The organism is Cypionkella sp. (assembly GCF_030652235.1).
Taxonomy (GTDB): Bacteria; Pseudomonadota; Alphaproteobacteria; order Rhodobacterales; family Rhodobacteraceae; genus Cypionkella.
In genome coordinates this window covers 72,619-95,256 of sequence record NZ_JAUSBA010000071.1, presented here as the reverse complement: position 1 = coordinate 95,256, position 22,638 = coordinate 72,619, and the positions used below count along the sequence as shown (strand labels likewise).

21 protein-coding genes are annotated in these 22,638 nt (G+C 62.3%); 13 read left to right on the top strand and 8 right to left on the bottom strand.

The genetic code is table 11. The features are described 5' to 3' along the window. Nucleotides 1-6 precede the first annotated feature (6 nt). The 8 genes from Q7V03_RS22955 to Q7V03_RS22920 all read right to left on the bottom strand — a co-directional run bounded on the left by Q7V03_RS22955 (nucleotide 7) and on the right by Q7V03_RS22920 (nucleotide 6,993). Nucleotides 7-702, bottom strand: a complete 696-nt coding sequence (locus tag Q7V03_RS22955) for a DUF6629 family protein (protein ID WP_304927906.1) — start codon at nucleotides 700-702, stop codon at nucleotides 7-9. Between the two features lie 11 nt (nucleotides 703-713). After that, nucleotides 714-1,640, bottom strand: a complete 927-nt coding sequence (arcC, locus tag Q7V03_RS22950) for a carbamate kinase (protein WP_304927905.1) — start codon at nucleotides 1,638-1,640, stop codon at nucleotides 714-716. Nucleotide 1,641: 1 nt separating this feature from the next. Next, nucleotides 1,642-2,643, bottom strand: coding sequence for an ornithine carbamoyltransferase (gene argF / locus Q7V03_RS22945; protein ID WP_304927904.1), 1,002 nt, complete (start codon nucleotides 2,641-2,643; stop codon nucleotides 1,642-1,644). A 24-nt stretch (nucleotides 2,644-2,667) separates the two neighbouring features. Next, complete coding sequence (locus tag Q7V03_RS22940) at nucleotides 2,668-3,897, bottom strand: arginine deiminase (RefSeq protein ID WP_304927903.1); 1,230 nt, start codon at nucleotides 3,895-3,897, stop codon at nucleotides 2,668-2,670. 18 nt (nucleotides 3,898-3,915) lie between these two features. Further along, on the bottom strand, nucleotides 3,916-5,364 hold the full coding sequence (locus Q7V03_RS22935) for a YfcC family protein (protein ID WP_304927902.1): 1,449 nt from the start codon (nucleotides 5,362-5,364) through the stop codon (nucleotides 3,916-3,918). A 17-nt stretch (nucleotides 5,365-5,381) separates the two neighbouring features. Further along, entirely contained in the window at nucleotides 5,382-6,035 is a 654-nt protein-coding gene (locus Q7V03_RS22930; protein ID WP_304927901.1) for an isoprenylcysteine carboxylmethyltransferase family protein, read from the bottom strand. Next, nucleotides 6,032-6,337 carry a DUF2933 domain-containing protein gene (locus tag Q7V03_RS22925; RefSeq protein WP_304927900.1) on the bottom strand — a complete coding sequence of 102 codons (306 nt, stop codon included), beginning with the start codon at nucleotides 6,335-6,337 and terminating at the stop codon, nucleotides 6,032-6,034. The genes Q7V03_RS22930 and Q7V03_RS22925 overlap by 4 nt, the downstream gene beginning before the upstream one ends. 140 nt (nucleotides 6,338-6,477) lie before the next feature. Then, nucleotides 6,478-6,993, bottom strand: coding sequence for a hypothetical protein (locus tag Q7V03_RS22920; RefSeq protein ID WP_304927899.1), 516 nt, complete (start codon nucleotides 6,991-6,993; stop codon nucleotides 6,478-6,480). A gap of 735 nt (nucleotides 6,994-7,728) precedes the next feature. On the opposite strand from Q7V03_RS22920, the gene Q7V03_RS22915 reads away from it, so the two are divergent. From Q7V03_RS22915 to Q7V03_RS22855, 13 genes are all read left to right on the top strand, one after another. Continuing rightward, entirely contained in the window at nucleotides 7,729-8,313 is a 585-nt protein-coding gene (locus Q7V03_RS22915; protein ID WP_304927898.1) for an RNA polymerase sigma factor, read from the top strand. A gap of 378 nt (nucleotides 8,314-8,691) precedes the next feature. Continuing rightward, nucleotides 8,692-9,030 (top strand): RNA polymerase sigma factor, encoded by a 339-nt coding sequence (locus Q7V03_RS22910; RefSeq protein ID WP_304927897.1) that lies wholly within the window; start codon nucleotides 8,692-8,694, stop codon nucleotides 9,028-9,030. 98 nt (nucleotides 9,031-9,128) lie between these two features. Then, the gene (locus Q7V03_RS22905) at nucleotides 9,129-9,314 is read left to right on the top strand and encodes a hypothetical protein (RefSeq protein WP_304927896.1); all 186 of its coding nucleotides are present in this window, start codon (nucleotides 9,129-9,131) and stop codon (nucleotides 9,312-9,314) included. Between the two features lie 68 nt (nucleotides 9,315-9,382). After that, nucleotides 9,383-11,746, top strand: coding sequence for a copper-translocating P-type ATPase (locus tag Q7V03_RS22900; RefSeq protein WP_304927895.1), 2,364 nt, complete (start codon nucleotides 9,383-9,385; stop codon nucleotides 11,744-11,746). A 10-nt stretch (nucleotides 11,747-11,756) separates the two neighbouring features. Further along, entirely contained in the window at nucleotides 11,757-12,272 is a 516-nt protein-coding gene (locus Q7V03_RS22895) for a hypothetical protein (RefSeq protein WP_304927894.1), read from the top strand. A 122-nt stretch (nucleotides 12,273-12,394) separates the two neighbouring features. Next, on the top strand, nucleotides 12,395-13,513 hold the full coding sequence (locus Q7V03_RS22890; protein ID WP_304927893.1) for a cytochrome D1 domain-containing protein: 1,119 nt from the start codon (nucleotides 12,395-12,397) through the stop codon (nucleotides 13,511-13,513). Nucleotides 13,514-13,702: 189 nt separating this feature from the next. Further along, nucleotides 13,703-14,335, top strand: coding sequence for a Spy/CpxP family protein refolding chaperone (locus tag Q7V03_RS22885; RefSeq protein ID WP_304927892.1), 633 nt, complete (start codon nucleotides 13,703-13,705; stop codon nucleotides 14,333-14,335). A 54-nt stretch (nucleotides 14,336-14,389) separates the two neighbouring features. Further along, entirely contained in the window at nucleotides 14,390-15,913 is a 1,524-nt protein-coding gene (locus tag Q7V03_RS22880) for a thymidine phosphorylase family protein (RefSeq protein ID WP_304927891.1), read from the top strand. Between the two features lie 42 nt (nucleotides 15,914-15,955). Continuing rightward, nucleotides 15,956-16,852: a ribose-phosphate pyrophosphokinase gene (locus tag Q7V03_RS22875; RefSeq protein WP_304927928.1), complete on the top strand. Its 897-nt coding sequence runs from the start codon at nucleotides 15,956-15,958 to the stop codon at nucleotides 16,850-16,852. A gap of 5 nt (nucleotides 16,853-16,857) precedes the next feature. After that, nucleotides 16,858-18,216, top strand: coding sequence for an MBL fold metallo-hydrolase RNA specificity domain-containing protein (locus Q7V03_RS22870; protein WP_304927890.1), 1,359 nt, complete (start codon nucleotides 16,858-16,860; stop codon nucleotides 18,214-18,216). A 38-nt stretch (nucleotides 18,217-18,254) separates the two neighbouring features. Further along, nucleotides 18,255-18,962 (top strand): ABC transporter ATP-binding protein, encoded by a 708-nt coding sequence (locus Q7V03_RS22865; protein WP_304927889.1) that lies wholly within the window; start codon nucleotides 18,255-18,257, stop codon nucleotides 18,960-18,962. A 6-nt stretch (nucleotides 18,963-18,968) separates the two neighbouring features. After that, a complete protein-coding gene (locus tag Q7V03_RS22860) occupies nucleotides 18,969-21,335 on the top strand; it encodes an ABC transporter permease (protein ID WP_304927888.1) in 2,367 nt (788 codons plus the stop codon). A gap of 3 nt (nucleotides 21,336-21,338) precedes the next feature. After that, nucleotides 21,339-22,571, top strand: a complete 1,233-nt coding sequence (locus Q7V03_RS22855) for an efflux RND transporter periplasmic adaptor subunit (RefSeq protein WP_304927887.1) — start codon at nucleotides 21,339-21,341, stop codon at nucleotides 22,569-22,571. Nucleotides 22,572-22,638: the final 67 nt, after the last annotated feature.

Sequence of the window (22,638 nt, the reverse complement as noted above, 5' to 3'; positions counted from 1 at the left end):
CGTCCGTCAACTGGTGACGCCAAACAGTTCCGGGCATTCCTGAGCGCATTTGTTTTTAAGGATGATATAGACCAGATGCAGCGTCGCCAGCCCGGCCAGCAGGCAGAAAAACGAAATATAGGCATATTGCAGCAGCGCCATATCGACCACGACAACTCCCACCAGGGTCAGCGCGAAATGGCGCATGTGCCGGTAAAACGACAGGGCAGGCGGGATGATGATCAGGGCCACATAGATCGAGTTGGTCAGTGTGCGCGGCATCATGAAGTCCAGCCACATCGACTTTTCATAAGCGAGCGATTTGTTGTTGATCTCGACCACGACCATGCTGCTGTTCAGCCCGTGCGGCACATAGAGCAGCAAGCCGAACAACAGCCCGATCAGCGCCATCGCCAGAAACCACGGTTTGCGGCGGCTGTCGTCCGGTTCCAGTACATAGACGCAGAACGGAATCCACACCGGCCACATGAACCAGGTGAAGAACATGAATCCCATCGCGCCCCATTGCACAGTGAACGGGTCTGCCCCTGTCATGCCAAGCCAGACATTGCCCTCCATGAACTGCTGGAGCCCGGCGAACAGCGGCATAAGTGCCAGTGGCAGATAGCGCAGGTTGCGCCGCCAGGCGGTGTTCGCAATTGCAGCGCCACCGGCCACCAGAAAGACGCTTGCGGTAAAACTGACGGCGGCTGACATGCACATGAGCTGCCCTTTCAGGGGGGTGAGATGGTTTGCGTCGTCACGAGCGTGCCTGCCGTCCCCTTCAGGATCGCCACGGCATCCTCCAGCCGCCCGATCCCGGCCAGCTTGCCGCCATTGAGCACGAAATCGCAGGCCGCAGCAACTTTGGGCTGCATCGAGCCAAGCGGCAGCGTCAGCGCGGCCGCCTGCTTTGGGGTCAGCCGGGCTATCGGTGCAGCGTTATCCTTGCCGAAATCGCGGAACACCGCTGCCACGTCGGTCAGCATCAGCAGCGCGTCGGCCTTGATCTCCTTTGCCAGCAGGGCGCTGGCATGGTCCTTGTCGATCACCGCCTCGACCCCGATCAGGCTGCCATCGGCGCGGCGCAGAACCGGAATGCCACCACCACCGGCACAGATCACCACCACGCCCTGCGCGAGCAGCAGTCGCAGAACATCCAGATCAGGGATCTCCAACGGTTTGGGCGAGGCGACGACGCGCCGCCATTTGTCGCCGTCCGGGGCGATCGACCAACCGCGCGCCGTTGCAAGCGTCCGCGCTTCGGTCTCGGAATAGACCGGACCGACAAACTTGGTCGGCTTGGCGAAGGCCGGATCACTGGCATCGACCACGATCTGCGTCAGCAACACCGCCACGGGCCGGTCGTGGCCCAAAGCATTCTCCAGTTCCTGTTCGATGAGATAGCCGATCATGCCTTCGGTTTCCGCACCCAGCACATCCAGCGGATAGGCTTCATCAGGCTTGTAAGCCGCCCCTTGCAACGCCAGCAGCCCGACCTGCGGGCCATTGCCGTGGGTGATCACCAGTTGATGACCGGCCCGCAGAATGGCCGCCAGTGCCACAGCAGCCCGCTGCACGTTGATCCGCTGATTATCCGCCGTCAGCGGCTCGCCCCGCCGCAACAGTGCGTTGCCACCAAGGGCCGCGACCACCAGCACCTTAGCCGCCCAAGGTGGCGACGAGCACTGCCTTGATGGTGTGCATGCGGTTTTCGGCTTGATCGAACACGATGGAGGCCGGGCTTTCGAACACTTCGTCGGTGACTTCCATTTCCGAGATGCCGAACTTGGCGGCGATGTCCTTGCCCACTTGCGTGTCGGCATTGTGGAAGGCGGGCAGGCAGTGCATGAAGCGGACGCGCGGATTGCCGGTCGTTTTCATCAGCTTGGCGTTGACCTGATAGGGCAGCAGCAGCTTGATGCGCTCGGCCCATTTCTCTTCCGGCTCGCCCATCGACAGCCAGACATCGGTATAGACGAAATCGACGCCCTTAGCGGCATCGCCCACGTCCTCGGTGATCAAGATCCGCGCCCCGGTCTCTTTGGCGATGACCTGCGCCTCAGCCTGGATGGCTTTGCCGGGCCAGCAGGCCTTGGGGGCGCAAAGTCGCACATCCATGCCCATCTTGGCCCCGCCGATCAACAGGCTGTCGCCCATGTTGTTCTTGGCGTCGCCCATGAACACATAGGCGATCTCGCGCAGCGGCTTGTCGCTGTGTTCCTGCATTGTCAGGAAATCGGCGAGGATCTGGGTCGGGTGGAACTGGTCGGTCAGGCCGTTGTAGACCGGCACGCCGGAAAAGGCGGCGAGGTCTTCGACGATTTTCTGCCCGAAGCCGCGGTATTCGATGGCGTCATAGACCCGGCCCAGCACGCGGGCGGTGTCCTTGACGCTTTCCTTGTGGCCGATATGTGTCCCCGATGGCCCGAGATAGGTGACGGTCGCGCCCTGATCATGCGCCGCCACCTCGAACCCTACGCGGGTGCGCGTGCTGTCTTTCTCGAAGATCAAAGCGATCTCCTTTCCCCTCAGCCCCGGCTGTTCGGTGCCGGCATATTTCGCGGCTTTGAGGTCGGCTGCGAGTTTCAAGAGAAAGCCGATCTCGGCGGGTTTGAAATCGCGTAGGGTCAGGAAACTGCGGTTCTTCAGGTTATAGCTCATTAGGCATTCCTTTGGGATCGGGGTCTATTCGGCATCGCGGATGGTCGGGCAACTCATGCAGTGGCTGCCACCCCGGCCCCGGCCCAACTCAGCTCCCGGCAGTTCCAGCACTGTGATACCCACGGCCCGCAAAGCTGCATTGGTGTCGTCGTTGCGGTCATAGCCCACCACCACGCCGGGTCGCAGTGCCAGCAGGTTGTTGCCATCGTTCCACTGTTCACGGGCGCGTTCGGCAGGATCATTTCCGCCGGTCGGCACAATGGTCAGTTTCGGCAGGCCCAGCACCTCGGCCACCACCTCGAACAACGGTCGCGGGTCGGCGCGGAATTGCAGCGGGGCCTTGCCCTCGACGGGGCGCAAATCAAAGCAGGTGATTTCATCGGCGACCTCTTTGAAGCTGGTCACGACATCGCCGCCGAGCAGGGTGAATACAGTGTCCAGATGCATGGCGGACCGGCTTTTCGGCAGTTGGCAGGCGATCACCCGGTCGGCCACGCCCTTGGCAAACAGCGCCGAAGCCAGCAGACCGATCCCTTGCGGTGACGACCGCTCACCCATGCCGACCAGCACGGTGCGGTTGCCGACCGGCATCACATCGCCACCCTCGACCGAGGCCAGACCATGCTCCACGGTCGGATCGCCCCAATGCACATTGGCCTTGCCCGCGAATTTCGGATGGAACCGATAAACCGCCGCTGTCAGCAGGGTTTCAGGCTTGCGCGCCGCCCAATACATCGGGTTCAGCGTCACACCGCCGTAGACCCAGGCGCTGTTGTCGCGAGTGAACAGGAAATTTGGCAAGGGCGGCAAGATGAAGCCATGCACACCGAGATAGCTGCCGAACAGCCCGACGGGCTTGAACGGCAGATCGCCAACCTCCAGCCCGCCGATCAGATACTCAGCCAGCTTGGCCCCCGGCAGTTCGTGCATCCAGGCCAGCAATTCGTCCAGCATCCCGGTGCCGACATCATTGGCGGTGATGCGGTGGTCCAACACCCACTTGCGCGCCTGCGGAATCTCCAGCACCTCGGCAAGCATGGTATTTACATCCAGCACCTCGATGCCCTCGGCCCGCATCAGGGTGGCGAACACATCATGGTCCTTCTGCGCCTGCTTGACCCAGAACACATCGTCAAACAGCAGCGCCTGCGCGTTTGATGGCGTCAGGCGGCGGTGGGCCAGTCCGGGGCGGCAGACGATGACCTGCCGCAGCCTGCCGGTTTCGGAATGAACGCCATGCTCATGGGTGGTCATTGCGGAATGCTCCAAGTTTCAAAGGATTGCGGCGATGCTCAGCACGGCAGAGATGAAAATCGTCAGGATCAGCAACAGCGGCCAGACAAAGACGATCCAGCGGTCATAGGACACCCGACCAATCGCCAGCGCACCGATCACAACGGCAGACGTGGGTGTGATCAGATTCACGAGGCCACTCGCCGATTGATAGGCTGTCACCACCAGATCGCGCGTCACCCCGGCAAAGTCGGCGAGCGGCGCCATGATCGGCATCGACAGTACGGCAAGGCCCGAGGATGAGGGCACAAGAAAGCTCATCGCCACTTCGATCCAGAACATCAAGTTGATGAAGGCCAATTCCGGCAAGCCACCGACCGCTTGGGCGGCGCTGTTCAGGATCGTGTCAGCGATCAAGCCCTGTTCCATGATCACCACGATGCCACGCGCCAGCCCGATGATCAGCGCCACGCCCAACAGATCGCGTGCACCGTCGACAAAGGTTGAAGTGAGGCGCTTTTCGCCCAAACGTGCGACCAGCCCGATCAGGATCGCCATGCCCAGAAACAGCGCCCCCATCTGCGCCATCCACCAGCCCTGCGACGAAACCCCCCAGATCAACGCTACAAAGGTGGCCGCAAACAGCAGCAGCACCGCCGATTGCGTGCCTGTCAGCCGGTCCTGCGTGGCATCTTCGTTGTCGGACAAGAACGCTTTGCGGTTACGTTCGGCCTGTGCAGCCACGATGGACCGCGCCGGATCGGCCTTCACCCGCAGCGCATAGCGCGTGACATAAGCGATGCAGATTGCCAGCCCGCCGAGCAACAGTACAAAGCGGAACACCATGCCTTCGGTGAACGCGACTCCGGCGGCATTGGACGCAATCACGGTGGCAAATGGATTGATCGTCGAGCCCAATGTTCCGATCCCGGCCCCGAGCAGGATCACCGCCACAGCCGTCATCGTATCAAAGCCCGCCACCAGCATCGCCGGGATCAGCAGCGGATAGAACGCCAGCGTTTCCTCAGCCATGCCGTAAGTAGTGCCACCCAAGGCAAACAAAGACATCAGGATCGGAATCATCCAGATCTCGCGCCCTTTTAGTTTGCGCATCGCGGCCCGGATGCCGGTGTCGATCGACCCGGTGGCGTTGACCACGCCCAGAAAGCCACCCAGAAAAAGCACGAACAGCGACACGTCGATGGCATTGGCGGCGTAGCTGTCTGGGTCGTAGAACCCGGCGGTCGGGGCCAGCAGGATGTCGATAAACCCCTGCGGGTTGGGGTCCACCGTCTTGTAGGTACCCGCGACCGCCACCTCGCGCCCGACGGCCTCATTCTCTACTCGGTCGAACTTGCCCGCCGGAATGATCCAGGTCAGCCCCGCCACCACGATGATCAATGCGAATAGGATCGTGTAGGCGGTAGGGAAGCGCGAGGCGAGGCTGTCCGATTCGGGGGCTGATTTTGCTACGGGTGTGGGGGCCATGACGGTCTCCTTTCTGGTCAATTTGCTTGCTGAGGCACGGATTTCAGCGCCGGGAAGAAGGCCGGGACCCGCCGGGCGTAATCGTCAAAGACGGGGCCAAATCTGGCGCGGGTTTCGCGCTCCTCGGCGCGGGCAAGTCGGGCGTACATCCAGATCAGGAACGGATACATCGCCAGCGTCAGCAGCGTTGGCCACTGGAACAGAAACCCGGTCAGCACCAGCACGAAGCCCACGTATTGCGGATGGCGCAGCTTGGCATACAGTCCGTTGGTGGCCAGTTTCCCTTTGCGCTGCGCCTCGTAAAGTACGGGCCAGGCGGCAGAAATCAGCCAGAAGCCTCCGCCAATCAGCACAAAGCTGAGAATGTGGAACGGCCCGAAATGCGGACTTGCCTGCCAGCCGAACATCATCTCTGGCAAATGCCCCGCATCATGCGAAAACCAGTCGATGCCAGGATAGCGAGTCTGCAACCAGCCGGACATCAGGTAGATCGTCAGCGGAAAGCCATACATTTCCGAGAACAGCGCCACCAGAAACGCGCTGAATGCTCCAAAACTGCGCCAGTCGCGTGGCGTCTGCGGCTTGAAAAAGCTGAAGGCGAACAGGATGAAGATCGCCGCGTTGACAATGGCAAAAAACCACAGGCCATAGCCGGAGGATGAGGTGATCATGGTTGTTCTCCGCTGTCTTTGGTCTGCTCGTCGCTCGCTTTGGCTTGAGGATTACTGTGGCTGCCATGTCCGCCATGCCCGCCGTGTCCCCCATGGCCGCGGTGCATGAAGAAATGCATCCCGATCCAGGCCGCAAGGAACACAACGGTCCCTGAGGTGCCGCCGAAGATATGGACTCGGTGTTCATAGCCCAAAAGGATTGCTGCGATGACCAGAAAGACGATCAGAGCAATCCCAGTCCGCGATTGCCAGAAACTGGGGCCTAGCGCCGGTTCATGCATCGAATGGTCGTGATCTTGCATGTCGTGGTCTCCTTGAATGTGACGTCAGTGCATCTGTTGTTGCGCTATGGGTTCTTCACCTGCTCGCGTTCCGGCCCTACACTTTGCCGCTCCAGGCATTGCGGCGCGCCCAAAAAAGAGCGTTGGATCGCGGCGCCGCCTCATGCAGCTACCCCGGGTTCGGTAAGCGAGCCAAAGTGTCGGCTCACATCCTTGACCATGCGCGAAACGCACCATCTGGCGTAGAATGGCGCGAACAGCAGGCCGAGCCAGCGCCCCGGAAGGCGGGGCGGCAGCCGGTAATCGATGAAGACCCGAACCGCAGTGCCGCCCGCAGTCCGGCGGGCGTCAAACCCCATCACGTAGCTGTCGATCACCAGCATGCGTTGCGAGCCGCGGGTTTCCCAACGCTTGGTGGTGGGCGGTGTCCGTTCGGTCACGATTTCGCTCACGAACAGCCTGAGGCCTAGAAAGCTCCCTCCCATCCGGATCACCGAGCCGACGGCGCGGCCTTGAGCTGCGTCAAACTCATAGGACATCCGGCCACCCAGCATCATCATCGACCGCTTTTCCATATGGGCCGCAAGACGGGTCTGGTCGTCGAGATTGGTAAAAACCTCAACCAGCGACGCCGTGATGATCGCCTCTGACTGAGCGTGATATATCTTTGGTTGCATGGGTCCGGTCCTGAATGCGCGCAGCACCCCCGCCATTTCTGATTGGCGTCGATGTGCGTAGTGACCAGTACAGACGCGAGTCGTGTCGGATTATTACAGCGATAGATTTCGCACCGGTTCGGGCCGATGATCAGAGGCACGAAGTTCCCCGCTGAGGGAACCGATCTTTCGCTTCCGGCGTTGTCTATAAGAGCAACTCTCGGGCCACGAAGTTGATGTAGATCAAGGCGAAGTAGGGCTCCCGGTGGTCAGATGCGGCAGAGGAACGATTTATTTCCGGTGGTCCGATCCCGATGCGCCCGCAGTCAAAACAGTCGACGACTAGATCCGCCCTGCGGCAGGCACTTGCGATTCTGGCGCTGTTCTTTTTTGTCTTGGGCAGTGCATCGGTCAGCGCAAATGTCACACTGCAGACGATGCCGGAACATTTCACCGCACAAAGCGCCTCTGACAATGTTTCCCAGGATTGCGCCGCGTCTGAGCAAGGTTTGGGCCACCCTCATTGCCAGACCACGACTCTTGGCATTGCGGGAAGAGCACGGACTGATTTGCAATTCTTACCCGTCTTGGGTTCTGGCGTTTGGTTCTGCGCGGCGGTGACCTACGGTCCGACCCCGAAGAGCCAGCGGTTGCTTCGTCCGCCCAAGCCTGTCCGTGCGCATGTCTGACTGATGCGGGGCGCTCGATCGCTGCTGCGTCGCGCTTTAACCCGCTTTTCCGCGCACGGAGAATTCTATGTCTATTCACACCAATGCACATTCCTCACCGGAATCTCTTGCATCATGCAGTCCGGCAATCAATCAACGCCTGCTTTCGGGCAGAAAAGAGTTCCTTGGCTACCTTCGGCGCAGGCTTGGCAGCTTGGACGAAGCAGAAGACGCTTTGCAGAACTTCAGCCTCAAGGTGATCCGCGCCGCGCAATCGGTGGGCCAAGAAGAAAAAGTCAACGCTTGGATGGGGCAGATCCTACGCCACACGCTGATTGATCATTATCGGAGTCGGGCAGTGCGGCAGCGGGCCGAAACTGCCTATGCCCACGAGCTGAGCATCACCGTGGCGGTACCCGAGGCTGATCCAGGCACCGGCCCGTGCCGATGCCTGCACACCGCAATGCCCCGGTTGCGGCCGGATCACGCCGCAATTCTGCGCCGCGCCGATCTGGCGGAAGAACCCCGCGTCCACATCGCCTCCGACTTAGGGCTGACAATGAATGCCCTGAACGTGCGATTGCACCGAGCCCGCCAAGCGTTGCGGCAAGAATTGGAAACATCCTGCCCAGCCTGCCGCGAAGGCAGCTTCATGGACTGTGCCTGTGGCTGACGTCTGCGATTGACATCTCTGATCCTGCCGTAGCCGCGCCATGGACTGCACTGCTGATTTTCAAGAGCCCACAGATGAACCCAGAACTTGGAACCGACAATGTCATCGAGAACCACCCATCTGCCCCGGAAGATAGCTTAGATACCGCCGTCGACGGCCAGACCCTGACCCCGAAAGCCATCAGCAATGTCTATCCTATCTTCAACGGCGACTGGGTAGCTTCGTGGAGGCCCGCGATGTCATGCAAAGCTTCATGTTGCGGGCGATTAAACGCGCCGAAGACTTGCGCGGTATCAGCACGGTGCGGGGCTGTCTCATCCGTCTCTTGGACACATCCATTGCCGACCACCAGCGCGGTGCAGATAGCGGGAGACAATAATGAGCCCAGAGTTTTTCGACGAGATTCCTGTGGCCGATACGGAACTCGACGCAGCCGTTTGTGCCTGTCTGCATCAGTTGATCGCAACGCTGAAGCCCGGCTATGCCGAAATGATCCGGCGGATCGACCTGAACGAGGAATCGCGCGCGGCAGTGGCCGCTGATCTTGGTCTGTCGCTGGCCAATCTGGCCGTTCGGCTGCACCGCGCCCGCCACGCGCTGAAGCTGCGGCTGGTCGAGGTGTGCCTGACTTGCCCGGAGCATGGCTTCATAGATTGCGGCTGCGATACGGTCCGGCGGGTGGAATTGTTGCGTGCTGCTTCGGCGGCAAAGGGCTGACCTGTAATAATGACTCGGCTCGGGCGTCTTTAGGATAGGGGCAGGCGAGAAGATTGCGCGCCTGCGTCCTCAAAATGACAGCGATCAGGAGAAAGACAATGAACGAGATTTCAAAACTGGCGCATTCCCACAGTGGCCATGACCATGCCCACGACGGCTCCTGCTGCGGTGGCGCTGACGCCAAGGCCAAACCGCAGGCCGCGCCCTCCGACAAGGCCACCGATGGCCAAGCAAGCGATACCAAGACCAAACCGGCAGGTTCAACGGGCTGCTGCGGCGGCTGATGGCGCGACATGCGGCAATAGCTGCCACCTTCAACCCACACCTTCAGACCCCACATCGAGGAAAAGACATGACAAAAACCGCAACACTCGATATTGGCGCCTATTTCAGTGGGTTGGACCACCTTGGGGTCGCAAGGCAACTGCTGACCGAGACTGGGGTGCAGGAGGCAACCTCCAACCCCGGCTCGACCTCTATTACCGTGCGGTTTGACGAGGGCGTCACCAGTGCCGCCAAGCTGCGCAAGGTAATCGAAGCTTGCGGCCAGCATTGCCGGGGCGAAGTCACACCTGCCCATGTCTGCCTGCCGGATGATATGCCAGGAATGGCGAAACCTGCCGCTGCGAAAGCCGATCCTCACACGGGGCACGACATGGCGGGCATGTCGGGGATGGCGAAATCTACCGCTGCCCACGACGCGATGGCCGCCGAGATGGGCCATGGTGCGGGCGGCGGCATGCAGGCGATGGTGCGGGACATGCGCAACCGGTTCTGGGTGGCGCTGGTCTTCACTATCCCGATTTTCATCTGGTCGCCGATGGCCGGAATGTTCACCCCGCCGCCGCCGCCGTTCGGATTGCGGCTGGATGTCTGGCTGTTGATCCTTGGCAGCGCCGCCGTGCTTTATCCAAGCTGGCCGTTCTTCGTGGCCGCCGCGCGGGCGCTGCGCAACGGCGTCCTGAACATGGCGGTGTTGGTCGTGCTGTCGGTCGGCACCGGCTATGTGTTCAGCGTCGCCTCGGTCCTGTTCTTTCCAGGTGTGCAGTTCTTCGAAGCGGTGGCCGTGCTTCTGGTCTTCATCCTCTTGGGCCACTGGCTAGAAATGCGCGCGCGCGCCGGAGCGTCCGAGGCGATCCGGGCTTTGCTGGATCTTGCGCCACCCAAAGCCAATGTGTTGCGCAACGGCGTGGAGGTCGAGGTTTCGACTGCCGAGGTCTTGGCGGGCGAGATCGTGGTGATCCGCCCCGGCAACAAGATCCCGGTCGATGGCGAAGTCATTGAAGGCACTTCGCTGGTTGATGAATCCATGCTGACTGGCGAATCCATGCCGGTCAACAAGGCGCCCGGCAGTCAGGTGATCGGCGCCACGATCAACAAAAGCGGCACCTTCCAATACCGCGCCACGAAGGTCGGGGCAGATACCGCGCTGGCGCAGATCGTCAAACTGGTGCAGGAGGCGCAGAATTCCAAAGCCCCGGCACAGCTTCTGGCCGACCGCGCCTCGCAATGGCTGGTGCTGGTGGCGATCGTGGTCGGGTTGGCGACTTTCGCGGTCTGGTACTGGTGGTTGGGGGCCCCGCTGCTGTTTGCCCTGACCCTGACCATCACCGTCTTCGTGATCGCCTGCCCGGACGCTCTGGGGCTTGCCACACCGATGGCGGTGATGGTCGGCACCGGACTGGGCGCGATGAACGGCATCCTGTTCAAGAACGCCAGCGCGCTGGAAGACGCCACCAAGCTTGATGTGATCATCTTCGACAAGACCGGCACACTGACCATGGGCCAGCCCAAGGTTGTGGAAGTGGTGGCCGCCGAAGGCCGCAGCGAGGACGAGGTTCTGGCGGCGGCGGCGGCGGTGGACAAGGGGTCGGACCACCCGCTTGCCGTTGCCATCGTCGAACGCGCCTCGAGCCTGACCCTCGGCGCGATGTCGGCGTTCGAGACGCTTGACGGTCGCGGTGCCAGGGCTGAGGTCGCGGGCAAACCGGTGCTGGTCGGCAACCGGCGGCTGATGGACGAGGAGAAGGTGGCGCTTGGCGCACTGGCGGAACGCGCCGACACGCTCAAGGGCGCGGGGCGGACGGTGGTGCATGTGGCCGAGGGCGGCCGCATCCTTGGCCTGATCGCGATTGCCGACGCGCTGCGGCCTACCGCGAAGGCAACGGTTGCAAAGCTGCGCGAGCGCGGCGTGCAGGTGGCGATGCTGACCGGCGACAACGCCGGAACGGCGGCGCGCATCGCGGGCGAACTGGGCATCGACATTGTGCTGGCCGATGTGCTGCCGGGGCAGAAGGCCGACAAGGTCAAGGAGTTGCAGGCGCAGGGCAAGAAGGTCGGCATGGTGGGCGACGGGGTGAACGATGCTCCGGCGCTGACCCAGGCCGACGTCGGCTTTGCCATCGGGGCGGGCACCGATGTGGCAATGGAAAGCGCCGATGTAGTGTTGATGAAAAGCGATCCCTATGACGTGGTCGGCGCGATCGTCCTGTCTCGCGCCACTTTGCGCAAGATGCATCAGAACCTTTTCTGGGCTGTTGCCTACAACGTCGTGGCCTTCCCCGCCGCCGCTGGCGTCTTCTACCCCTATGTTGTCAGCCCCGAGATTGCAGCGCTGGCGATGTCGGGTAGTTCGGCATTGGTGGCGGTCAATGCGCTGCTCCTGAAACGAACCAGGCTTGAAGGCATCGCGAAAGCCCACCCGGTCACGGCGTGAGCCGGAAGATTTGGCGACCGGCCAGGACGCGATCACCGGGAAACCAGTCACAGTCGACGACAAGGAAAGTGCCTTAACCATGCGTCAGACAGATAGCAATTGGACGTTGTCATCGATCCTCTTGGCGACGGCGGGGGCAAGCCTTGTTCTCATGGGTTTCTACTTCTTGCTGCTGCGCCCGGCGCTGCTGCCAGAGGACATCCGCTTCATGGCGTGGTCGGACGCGCAGTTGCAGGGTGTCCGGCCAAGGCTTGAGGTGTGGCTTTCGCATGTGTTTCAGGTGATGGGCGGGTTCGTGGTGGCGACCGGGGTTCTGACGATCACGCTCGCCACTACAGCGTATCGCGCGCATCAGCGTAGTGCATTTATTGGCGCGCTCATCGGAGGCGCCGCGTCCATCGGGTTGATGGCCGCCGTGAACTTTGCCATCAACTCGGACTTCAAGTGGCTTCTGCTCGGCATGGCGCTGTTATGGGCAATCAGCCTGGCGGTGTTCTGGCACGAAGACAATCGGATGGCCGCTTGATGAAACAGTGAAAACTCCAGACCCGGTTGGCGCGATTCGCTGCCGCGCGGACAATCCAAGTGCCTTTCTAGCAGCCGCAGGTTGCTGCGGGTTAGGCCCAAAACACAGAAGGACGATCAACCGTGACGCACGAATGCCAAACCGAAAAGCCAATGAACGGGGTGGCTCCGCACAGGGCCGGCACCCGTCGCTTCAACGGGCTGTTCTTTGGGCTTGCCATTGCAGTCCTGAGTTTGGGCAGCCCCACAAATGCACAGACGCTTACGGCCAAGCTGACCGGCGGTGCTATCTTTACTGCCGACGAATACGGCTCCACGATCAGCCAGATCGATCTGAGAAGCGGCACGGTCACCACGGTTCCGGCGACTGTTGAGCCGCACAACATTCAGATTTCTCCGGATGGCGCGCTACTTCTTGCCGTGGGACTGCCGCCACACACCGCCGCGCAGTCCAGCGATCAGTCCTCGGGCGACAGTATGGCGGGGATGGAGGCCCCAGGTGAATTGGTGCTGTTCGATCCGCTTCAACTGGCGGCAGGCCCGGTCGCGCGGATTGCGGTGGGGATGCATCCCGCCCATGTGATCACCGATCTGACCGGAAAGCGCGCCTTCGTGACCAACGCCGAAGATGATACGCTCAGCGTCATCGACCTGGTTTCGCGCACAGTGACAGCTACCGTGGCCACTGGCGACTATCCGCACGGCCAGCGGCTGAGCCCGGATGGGCGCGAGATCATGGTTGCCAATGTACAAAGCGGCACGGTGTCGATGATTGACACCGAAACGCTGCAGGAAATTGCCAGCATTCCAGTCGGCATCACGCCGGTGCAGGTGGGGTTCATCCCGGACGGCAGCCTGCTCTATGTGTCGCTGCGCGATGCGAACCAAGTGGCGGTGGTTGACGTGAAAACCCGCACTCTGGTGGCAACTGTCGATGTTGGCCGCAATCCAATTCAGGTCTTTGCCACGCCGGACGGACGCTTTGTCTATGTGGCCAATCAGGGCACCGAGGACAACCCCGACAATACCGTTTCAGTGATCGAGGTGGCGACCAACAAAGTGGTGGCGACAATTGTGACCGGGCGTGGCGCGCATGGCGTGGTGGTCAGCGGCGACGGCGCGACCGTCTTTGTGACCAACATCCTTGACGCAACCGTCTCGGCCATCGACGTACCAACGCAAACCGTGATCGCGACGATCCCCGTCGGCAAGGGGCCGAACGGCATCACCTACCTGCCCTGACAATCGCCGGCAACAGAAAGGGCAAGACCAACATGACCTCTGCGCCCCCGTAATAAATTGGCCCGCGCCGCGTCTATAGACCAGGATGACTGAAGCCACTTCGAGCGACAGCCATTTGACGCGACCCGGCCACCGCTTCCAAACCGATGAATACCAACGACCGCAACACTGATCAGAATGGAGACCGCCATGCCCCGCACGATCAAAACCCTGTCTCTCGCCACCCTTGCCCTCGCCGCCTTCAGCTTCGGGGCAGTTGCGCAGACGACTGATGAGCATCATCCCGCCGAGGGCGAAGATCAGCCCGCCGCAGCGCAACCCGCAGATCAAATCCCATCCGACCAGATGGGGTCCATGATGCAGGGCATGATGGCTCAAATGCCAATGATGCAGATGATGAAGGCCATGCAGGGCCAGGACGCGATGGGCGGTCTTGACCTGACCGAACGGGTCGAGGGCCGGATTGCTTTCCTGAAGGCGGAACTGGCGATCACCGACGCGCAGGCCGACAAGTGGAGTGTCTTTGCCGACTCGCTGCGCGCCTATTCGGCGGCGCTCAAACCGGCTCAAATGGCGGGCATGGACGCGATGGCGCTGGATCTTGTTGCCCGGCTGGACCAGTCCGAAAAGCAGCTTTCGGCGGAGCTGGACGGCCTGCGCGGCCTCAAAGCCGCCCTCGCCCCGCTGTGGGACGCGCTGACTGACGAACAGCGCAGTACCGCGACCATGCTTCTTCCGGTTCACATGGGCTTCGGAATGGCGGGTCAGCAGATGCCGGGCATGGGAGCTATGGGCGGAGCGATGATGCCCCCTGCGCCGTGATGAGGTGACCCACTCCTTGCCCCGATGTGACGACCTGCCAAGCCGGAGAATCCGATGAACGCTGCCTTAGAACAAGCCGATGGGGCGCACCTGCGTCTTCGCAGGCTTGGGATCGACACCTACCGCGAATTCGTGGTGTTCATGCACCGCGATTGTCTAGTCTGCCGCTCGGAAGGCTTTCAGGTGCGCTCGCGCGTTCGGGTTACTGTCGGGGACCGCAGCATCACGGCGACGCTTTACGTCGTCGGCGATGAAATTCTGGGGATGGAGGAAGCCAGCCTGTCGGAAGCGGCCTGGATCGCCTTGGCCGCCAATGCCGGCGATATCGCCCGGATGTCGCACCCCGAGCCCGTGGCCTCGGACAGCTTTCTGCGCAAGAAGATTTATGGTGGGACGCTGTCGGGGCCAGAGCTTGCGGCGATTGTCGGCGATATTGCCGGTCACGCCTACGACGATATCCGGCTGGCAGCCTTCGTGACCGCCTGCGCTGGAGACCGGCTCGATCTGGCCGAGACAATCGGTTTGACTGAAGCGATGGTCAAAGTCGGCGACCGCCTGAATTGGACCTCGGCGGTTGTGGCCGACAAGCACTGCGTCGGCGGTCTGCCTGGCAACCGGACCACGATGATCCTTGTGCCGATCATCGCTGCTGTGGGCCTGTGCATTCCAAAAACCTCGTCGCGGGCGATCACCTCGCCCGCAGGCACCGCAGATGCGATGGAAGCGCTCACCACGGTAGACCTTGATCTGACGGCCATGCGCGAGGTGGTCGACAAGGAGGGCGGCTGCATCGTCTGGGGTGGTTCGGTGGCCCTGAGCCCGGCGGACGATATCCTGATTGGGGTCGAGCGGCCGCTGGATCTGGACAGTGAGGGGCAGCTGATCGCCTCGGTCCTGTCCAAAAAGATCGCCGCCGGTTCCACCCATGTGGTGCTGGACCTGCCGGTTGGCCCGACCGCCAAGATCCGTGACCAGGCGGCGGCGCTTCGGCTGGCCGAGCGGCTGCGCCAGGTGGCCGACCATTTCGGGCTGGTGGTCGATCTGGTGCTTTCCGATGGCAGCCAGCCGGTCGGGCGCGGCATCGGTCCGGCGCTGGAGGCCCGGGATGTGCTGGCGGTTCTGGGCAATCAGGCAGATGCCCCCGCCGATCTGCGCGACCGCGCCTTGACCCTGGCCGCGCATCTCATCGACCTTGCACGGCCCGGGATGGCAGGCGCGGGTCGGCGCCTGGCGGCAGAGATTCTGGCCTCTGGCGCGGCAGAGGGCAAGTTTCTGGCGATCTGCGAGGCGCAGGGCGGATTGAAGCGGCTCGCGACTGCGCCCTTCCGTCGCGATGTAACGGCGTCCCGCGATGGCACGGTCACCGCTATCGACAACCGCCGTCTCGCCAAGGCTGCCAAACTGGCCGGGGCACCCGCCGCCGCACTGGCTGGGGTGGATTTTCACGTGCCGCTCGGGCGCCGGGTGCACCGGGGAGAGGCCCTGTTCACCCTGCATGGCCAGACCCGCAGCGAGATCGACTATGCAGCGGAATTCGTCGCCGCCAATCCCGGAATCGTCAGCTTGTCGCAAGGCTGATGCCCGACCCCGCACAGCGCAAAATCAAGAAAGGAACCGAATCTGAGCCGCCTCATCCTGCCCCTTCCCGGCAATGAGACCTTTGCCCGACTGCTTGCCGCAGAAGGAGGCTGGTCGATGGTCGAAAGCGAAACCCGGCGCTTTCCGGATGGCGAGACCTACTTTCGCATCCTGTCCGAGGTCAAAGGTCACGCGGTCGATCTGGTCTGCACGCTGGCCGCGCCGGATGATCAATTCCTGCGGCTGGTCTTTGCCGCCGATACCGCCCACCGCCTTGGCGCAGCCGAAGTGACGCTGGTCGCGCCCTATCTGGCCTATATGCGGCAGGACAAGGTGTTCAATCCGGGTGAGGCCGTCACCTCGCAAACCTTCGCCCGGCTGCTGAGTGCAACTTTCGACCGGATCGTCACGGTGGATCCGCATCTGCATCGCTATCCACTGCTGTCCGCGCTTTACCAGATTCCAGCCGACAGTCTGCACGCCGCCCCGGTGCTGGCCGACTGGATCGCGGCCAATGTCGCGGCGCCGCTGCTGATCGGCCCGGATGAGGAAAGCGTCCAATGGGTTTCGGGAATCGCCAGCCGGATCGGCGCCCCCTTTGAGGTGCTGCGCAAGACCCGTCACGGCGACCGCAGCGTGGAGATTGCCATGCCCGATCTGTCGGCCCATCGCTTGCGACAGCCGGTGCTGGTGGATGACATCGCTTCCTCCGGAGGAACCCTGATCGAGGCGGCGCGCCAGTTTTCTGCCATGGGCCTGCCGCGCCCGATCTGCGCGGTCGTGCATGCCCTGTTTGCCGGTGACGCCTTTGCGCTGCTGTCCGAGGTGGCGGCGCGGGTGGTGTCAACCGACACCGTCGCCCATGCCAGCAACGCCGTCTCAGTTGCCCCGCTCATCGCCCGCCATCTGAACACCCTGCCGCTTCGCAAGGAGAGCTGACCATCATGCTGACATTCACATCTTTAGGCGGCGCGGGCACGGTCACCGGCTCCAAGCATCTTCTGGAAAGTGAAGGCCACAGGCTCATGGTCGATTGCGGCCTGTTCCAGGGGCTGAAGAACCTGCGCGATCTGAACTGGGAGCCGTTTGCGATCCCGCCGTCCTCGATCGACGCCATCGTCCTGACCCATGCCCATCTCGACCATACCGGCTATCTGCCGAAACTGGTCAGGGACGGGTTTCATGGTCCCATCTACGCGACCCCGGCGACCAAGGATGTCGCCGCGCTGATCCTGGCCGATTCCGCGCATCTGCAAGAGAAGGACGCCGATTACGCCAACCGCAAAGGCTTTACCAAGCACAAGCCGGCACAGCCGCTCTATACCGTCAAGGATGCCGAACGGGCACTGGCGCTGTTCCGCACCATCGCGTTCGATCAGCCCTTCACCACTCGGTTCGGTGCCAAACTGTGCTTCCGTCACGCGGGCCACATCCTTGGCGCTGCCACGGTCGAGGTCGACTGGTCCGGCAAGACCGTGCTGTTTTCCGGCGACATCGGTCGCTATGACGACGCGATGCTGCCCGATCCGGTGTCGGGCATCACGCCTGACTATGTCGTGATGGAATCCACCTACGGCGACCGCGAACATCCCCCTGTGGCCCCGCAGGAGGAACTCGGCGCGGTCATCGAACAGACCACGGCGCGCGGCGGAACGGTGGTGATCCCGGCCTTTGCGGTCGGTCGGGCGCAGTCGCTGCTCTATCACCTGTGGTCGCTGCGGCAGGCCGGTCGGCTGCGCGATGTGCCGATCTTTCTGGACAGTCCGATGGCGATCAACGCCAGCGAATTGCTTTGCGCCCATCCGGGCGATCTTAAGCTTTCGTCACAGGTCTGCCGAGACGCCTGCGGCATTGCGACCTATGTGCGGGACGTCGAGCAATCCAAGGCATTGACGGCGAACCGCTTTCCCAAAGTCATCATCTCGGCCAGCGGCATGGCAACCGGAGGAAGGGTTCTGCATCATATCAAGGCCTTCGCGCCCGACAGCCGCAACACCATCCTGTTTTCCGGTTTTCAGGCGGCGGGAACGCGGGGGCGTGATATGGTGCAGGGTGCCAAAGAGGTCAAAATCCATGGCGAATGGATTCCGGTGCGCGCGCGGGTGGAGAATCTTTCCGCGCTTTCGGCCCATGCCGACAGCAACGAACTCATGCGCTGGCTGTCGGGTGTCAAGGCGGCGCCGCGCAAGATATTCATTGTGCATGGCGAGCCCGAGCAATCCGAAGCGCTGCGCAAACGCATCGGCAAGGACCTGGGTTGGGCTGCCATGGTGCCGAGACAGGATCAGAAGAGCGAACTTTGACTTTTGCACCGCGCCAAGGAATGTAAGGGACATACGACATGGCACCACCCGTATTCGCCGCAAAGGATCTGACCAAGACCTATGCGTCTGGGGATGTGGAAGTGCGCGCCCTTCGGGGCGTCAACTTTGAGGTGGGCGCAGGGGAAGTCGTCGTTCTGCTTGGCCCGTCCGGCAGCGGCAAATCGACCTTTCTCAACATCGTCGGAGGTATTGACACCGCGACCAGCGGTGATCTTCGGTTCAAGGACATCGACCTGACCAAGCTCCGCGAGCGCGATCTGACGCGCTACCGCCGGGAGAGCGTGGGATTTGTCTTCCAGTTCTACAACCTGGTCCCCAGCCTCACCGCATTGGAGAACGTCGCTCTGGTCACCGAGATCTCGACAAACCCGATGCGCCCGCAGGATGCTCTGGCTATGATCGGGCTGGAGAACCGGATGCACCACTTCCCGGCGGAATTGTCGGGCGGCGAACAGCAACGGGTGGCGATTGCCCGCGCTATTGCCAAGCGTCCCGAGGTTCTGCTGTGTGACGAACCCACCGGAGCGCTTGATTCCAAGACCGGCGTCCTTGTCATCGAGGCGCTTTTGAAGGTGAGCGCCGAGCTTTCGACCACAACACTCATCATCACCCATAATGCCACCATCCAGGATGTGGCCGACCGCGTGTTCTTTTTCGCCGATGGTAACATCTCTCGTATCCAGCGCAACGCCACGCGGCGGCGCGCCGCCGATCTGGTCTGGTAACCGATGATGCGGATGCTCGACCTCAAACTTCTGCGGGACTTTCGCCGAATGTGGCCGCAGGCGGTTGCCATCGGGCTGGTCATTGCGGGCGGTGTGGCCAGCCTGGTGATGTCGGTGGGGTCGTTCCGGTCGCTCGATGAAACGCGAGCTGCCTATTACGAGCGCTACCAGTTCGCCGATGTCTTCGCCAACATGCCGCGCGCGCCGCGATCCGTGTTGGACGAAATCGCAGCTATTCCCGGCGTGGCGATGGCGGACGGCCGCATCGCCAAACTCGCCTTGCTGGATATCTCGAACGTTGCCGAACCCGCGAGCGGACTGTTCATCTCCCTCCCCGCTCAGGGCGAGCCGGATCTCAACCGCCTCTACATGAAAGAGGGGCGGTTGCCCGACCCTCTGAGCGACAGTGAAGTCGTCGTCAGCGGCGGGTTCGCGCAGGCGCATGGCTTTGCGCCGGGAGACACATTCTCAGCGATCCTCAACGGCAAGAGGCGAGAACTGGTGATCGCGGGTACCGCGTTGTCGCCGGAGTTCATCTATGCGATAGGCCCCGGCGACCGCATGCCCGACAACTGGCGGTTCGCGGTGGTCTGGATGCCCGAGCGCGCCCTTGCCAGCGCCTACGGCCTCAGCGGAGCAATCTCTTCGGTCTCGGTCACGCTCTTGCGCGATGCCTCGGAAGCGCAGGTCATCGACCGGCTTGATGCGGTGCTCGACCGCTATGGCGGCAGCGCGGCTTACGGGCGAAAGGATCAGACCTCGCACGCCTTTCTGGAGCATGGGCTCGACATGCTGCGGAACATGAGCACCACGATTCCGCCGATCTTCCTGCTGGTGACCGCGTTCCTGGTGAACCTTGTGCTGAGCCGCCTGATTTCGCTGGAGCGCGAGCAGATCGGCCTGCTCAAGGCCCTGGGCTATCGCAACAGCGCGATTGCCGGGCATTATTTGAAGTTTGTCCTCGTCATTGCCGCTGCTGGTATAATCGTCGGCAGCGTCGCTGGCACCTGGCTGGGCGTCATTGTCACCCGGCTCTTCGGCACTTTCTATCAGTTTCCGTTCCTGGTGTTTGCCAAAAACCCCGACCTCTACGCGCTCGGAGCCATCCTCAGTCTCGTCGCCGCCGGTCTCGGGGCCTCTCGCGCCATCCGGACAGCGGTCGTGCTTCCCCCGGCGGTCGCGATGCAAGCGGCAGCGCCACCACGTTTTCGCCGTTTCCTTGAGTTCCTGCCTTCGCCCCCCCGATTCACCGCGCAGCCTGGGTTGATGATGATGGTGCGCGGATTGTGGCAGCGACCGCTGCGCACAGCGATGACTGCATTCGGCATCGCGCTGGCCACGGCGGTCCTCATCGTTTCCCTGTTCACCGGAAATGCAATCGAGCAATTGGTCGACGTGACCTACTTCATGGCCGACCGTCAGGACGCAACCATCGGGTTTGTCGCGAAGCAGCCCGCCAATGCCGTCTTGCAAGTTGCCCGCTTTCCCGGAGTTCTTGCCGCCGAGGCGGTGCGCGAAGTGTCCATTCGTATTCGACACGGCAGCGTCGAACGGCGCGTCATGCTGAGTGGCCGTGGCCGGAATGCTGATCTGAGCCGCATCATCGACACAAACTTGCGACCCGTTATCCTGCCGGAATCGGGTCTGGCAATCTCAAGTTACCTTGCGGGCGTCCTCGGTGCCCGGGTGGGCGACAGCGTGGAAGTCGACCTTCTGGAAGGCGACCGCAGGACGGTGGTGCTGCCAATCGCCGCTCTGGTCGAGGACTACTTTGGCATCAGGGCGATGATGGACGCTGACGCCTTGGCCAGGTTGCTGCGAGAGGCGCCAAGCGTCAATGCGGTGAACGTAAGTCTGGACCAAAGCCGGGTCGCCCAGCTCTATGCGGTCGTCAAAGGGACACCCGCCGTCGCCGGAGTGGCGCTCAAAGAGACCGCCCTTGCCAATTTCCGCAGCACCCTCGCGGTGACGATCACCACGATGGCGGCGATCTACACCAACCTCGCCGCGATCATCGCTGTCGGCATCGTCTACAACAGCGCGCGGATCAGTCTGTCGGAACGGGCAAGAGAACTGGCCAGCCTGCGCGTCCTTGGATTCACCCGGTGGGAGACGATCAGGATCCTGTTGCTTGAGCTGACCTTCCTGACCCTGATCGCCCAGCCGCCGGGCTGGCTGATGGGTTATGGCCTGGCATGGGTCATGAAAACGCGGCTTGCGGGCGAGCTCATGCGGGTTCCCATGATCATGCAGAACCTCACCTATGTCATTGCCAGCGCGATCATTCTCCTCGCCGCTGCGCTGTCGGCACTTATCGTTGCAAGGCGGGTCAACTGGCTCGACCTTGTCGCTGTCCTCAAAACGCGGGATTGAAAAATGGTCTGGCTCAAGCGCGCATTCTGGTCTTTAGGCGTGGTCGTCGCGGTCGCGGCGGTGGCTTGGTTCGTGTGGCCGCGGCCGGTGCCGGTTGACCTCGCCACCGCGACACTCGGACCCATGGAGGTGACGATTGACGACGAGGCACGAACCAATTTGCGGCACGTCTACACGGTGACTGCGCCGGTCACCGGCACCGTCCTCAGAATCGCCAGCCCCGACGGCGCACCGGGCGAAATGTCGGTGCATGTCGGCGACCGTGTGATCGCCGGAGAAACCGTCGTCGCCGTCCTGCAACCGATGCCGCCGCCCTTGATCGATGTCCGGTCGCGTCAGGAACTCGAGGCGGCTGCAACGGCTGCCGATGCGGCGGTCCAACTGGCTGAGGCAGAGGTGATGCGGATGGCAGCGACCCTGCAACTTGCCCGTGACAATCTCACGCGCGCCGAAAAACTCAGCAGCACGGACGTCGGCTCAGCCAAATCGCTTGAGGTGGCTAGGACGGATGTCGCGGTGAATGAAGCCGGGCTGGCAAGCGCAAAAGCCCAACTTGAGGTGCGCCGCAGCGAGGTCAATGCAGCGCGGGCGCGACTTGATCCGGCATCGGCGACTGCGCCCGGCGATCCGGACTGCTGCATCAAGCTGCGCGCGCCGGCGAGCGGCGTGGTGCTGGCGATCAGCCAGGAGAGCGAAGGTATCGTTCAAGCGGGAACGCCACTCCTCAAGATCGGCGATCCGACCGATCTGGAGATCGTGGCCGACCTGCTTTCCACCGATGCGGTCAAGGTGAAATCTGGCGCCGCCGTCATGATCGACGGATGGGGCGGTGCACCGCTCAAAGGCACCGTGGTCAGGGTCGAGCCCAACGGGTTTGTCAAAATCTCTGCGCTTGGAATTGAGGAAATGCGCGTCCGCACCGTGATCGACCTTGTTGACCCGCCGCAGGATTGGTCAACGCTTGGCAACGACTTCCGGGTGATCGTTCATATCAGCCTCTGGGATACGGCAAGTGCCCTGACCGTGCCCGTCGCGGCGCTGTTCCGCCAGGGCGATGACTGGGCGGTGTTTGCGCTTCGTGATGGCCGTGCCCGAACTGCGGTCGTTGAACTCGGCCACCGCAACGAACGCGTCGCCGAGGTGCTGTCGGGTCTGGTCGCAGCGGACGAAGTTATCCTGCATCCCAACGACAGGGTGGCGGACGGGGTTGCCGTTGCGCAGCGGGAGGTTCAATGAGGCGGGCTTATCAGCCGAGAGAATGTTCGCCCTGCACCCGGCGACCACAAGCCTGCGCGGCGCGTGA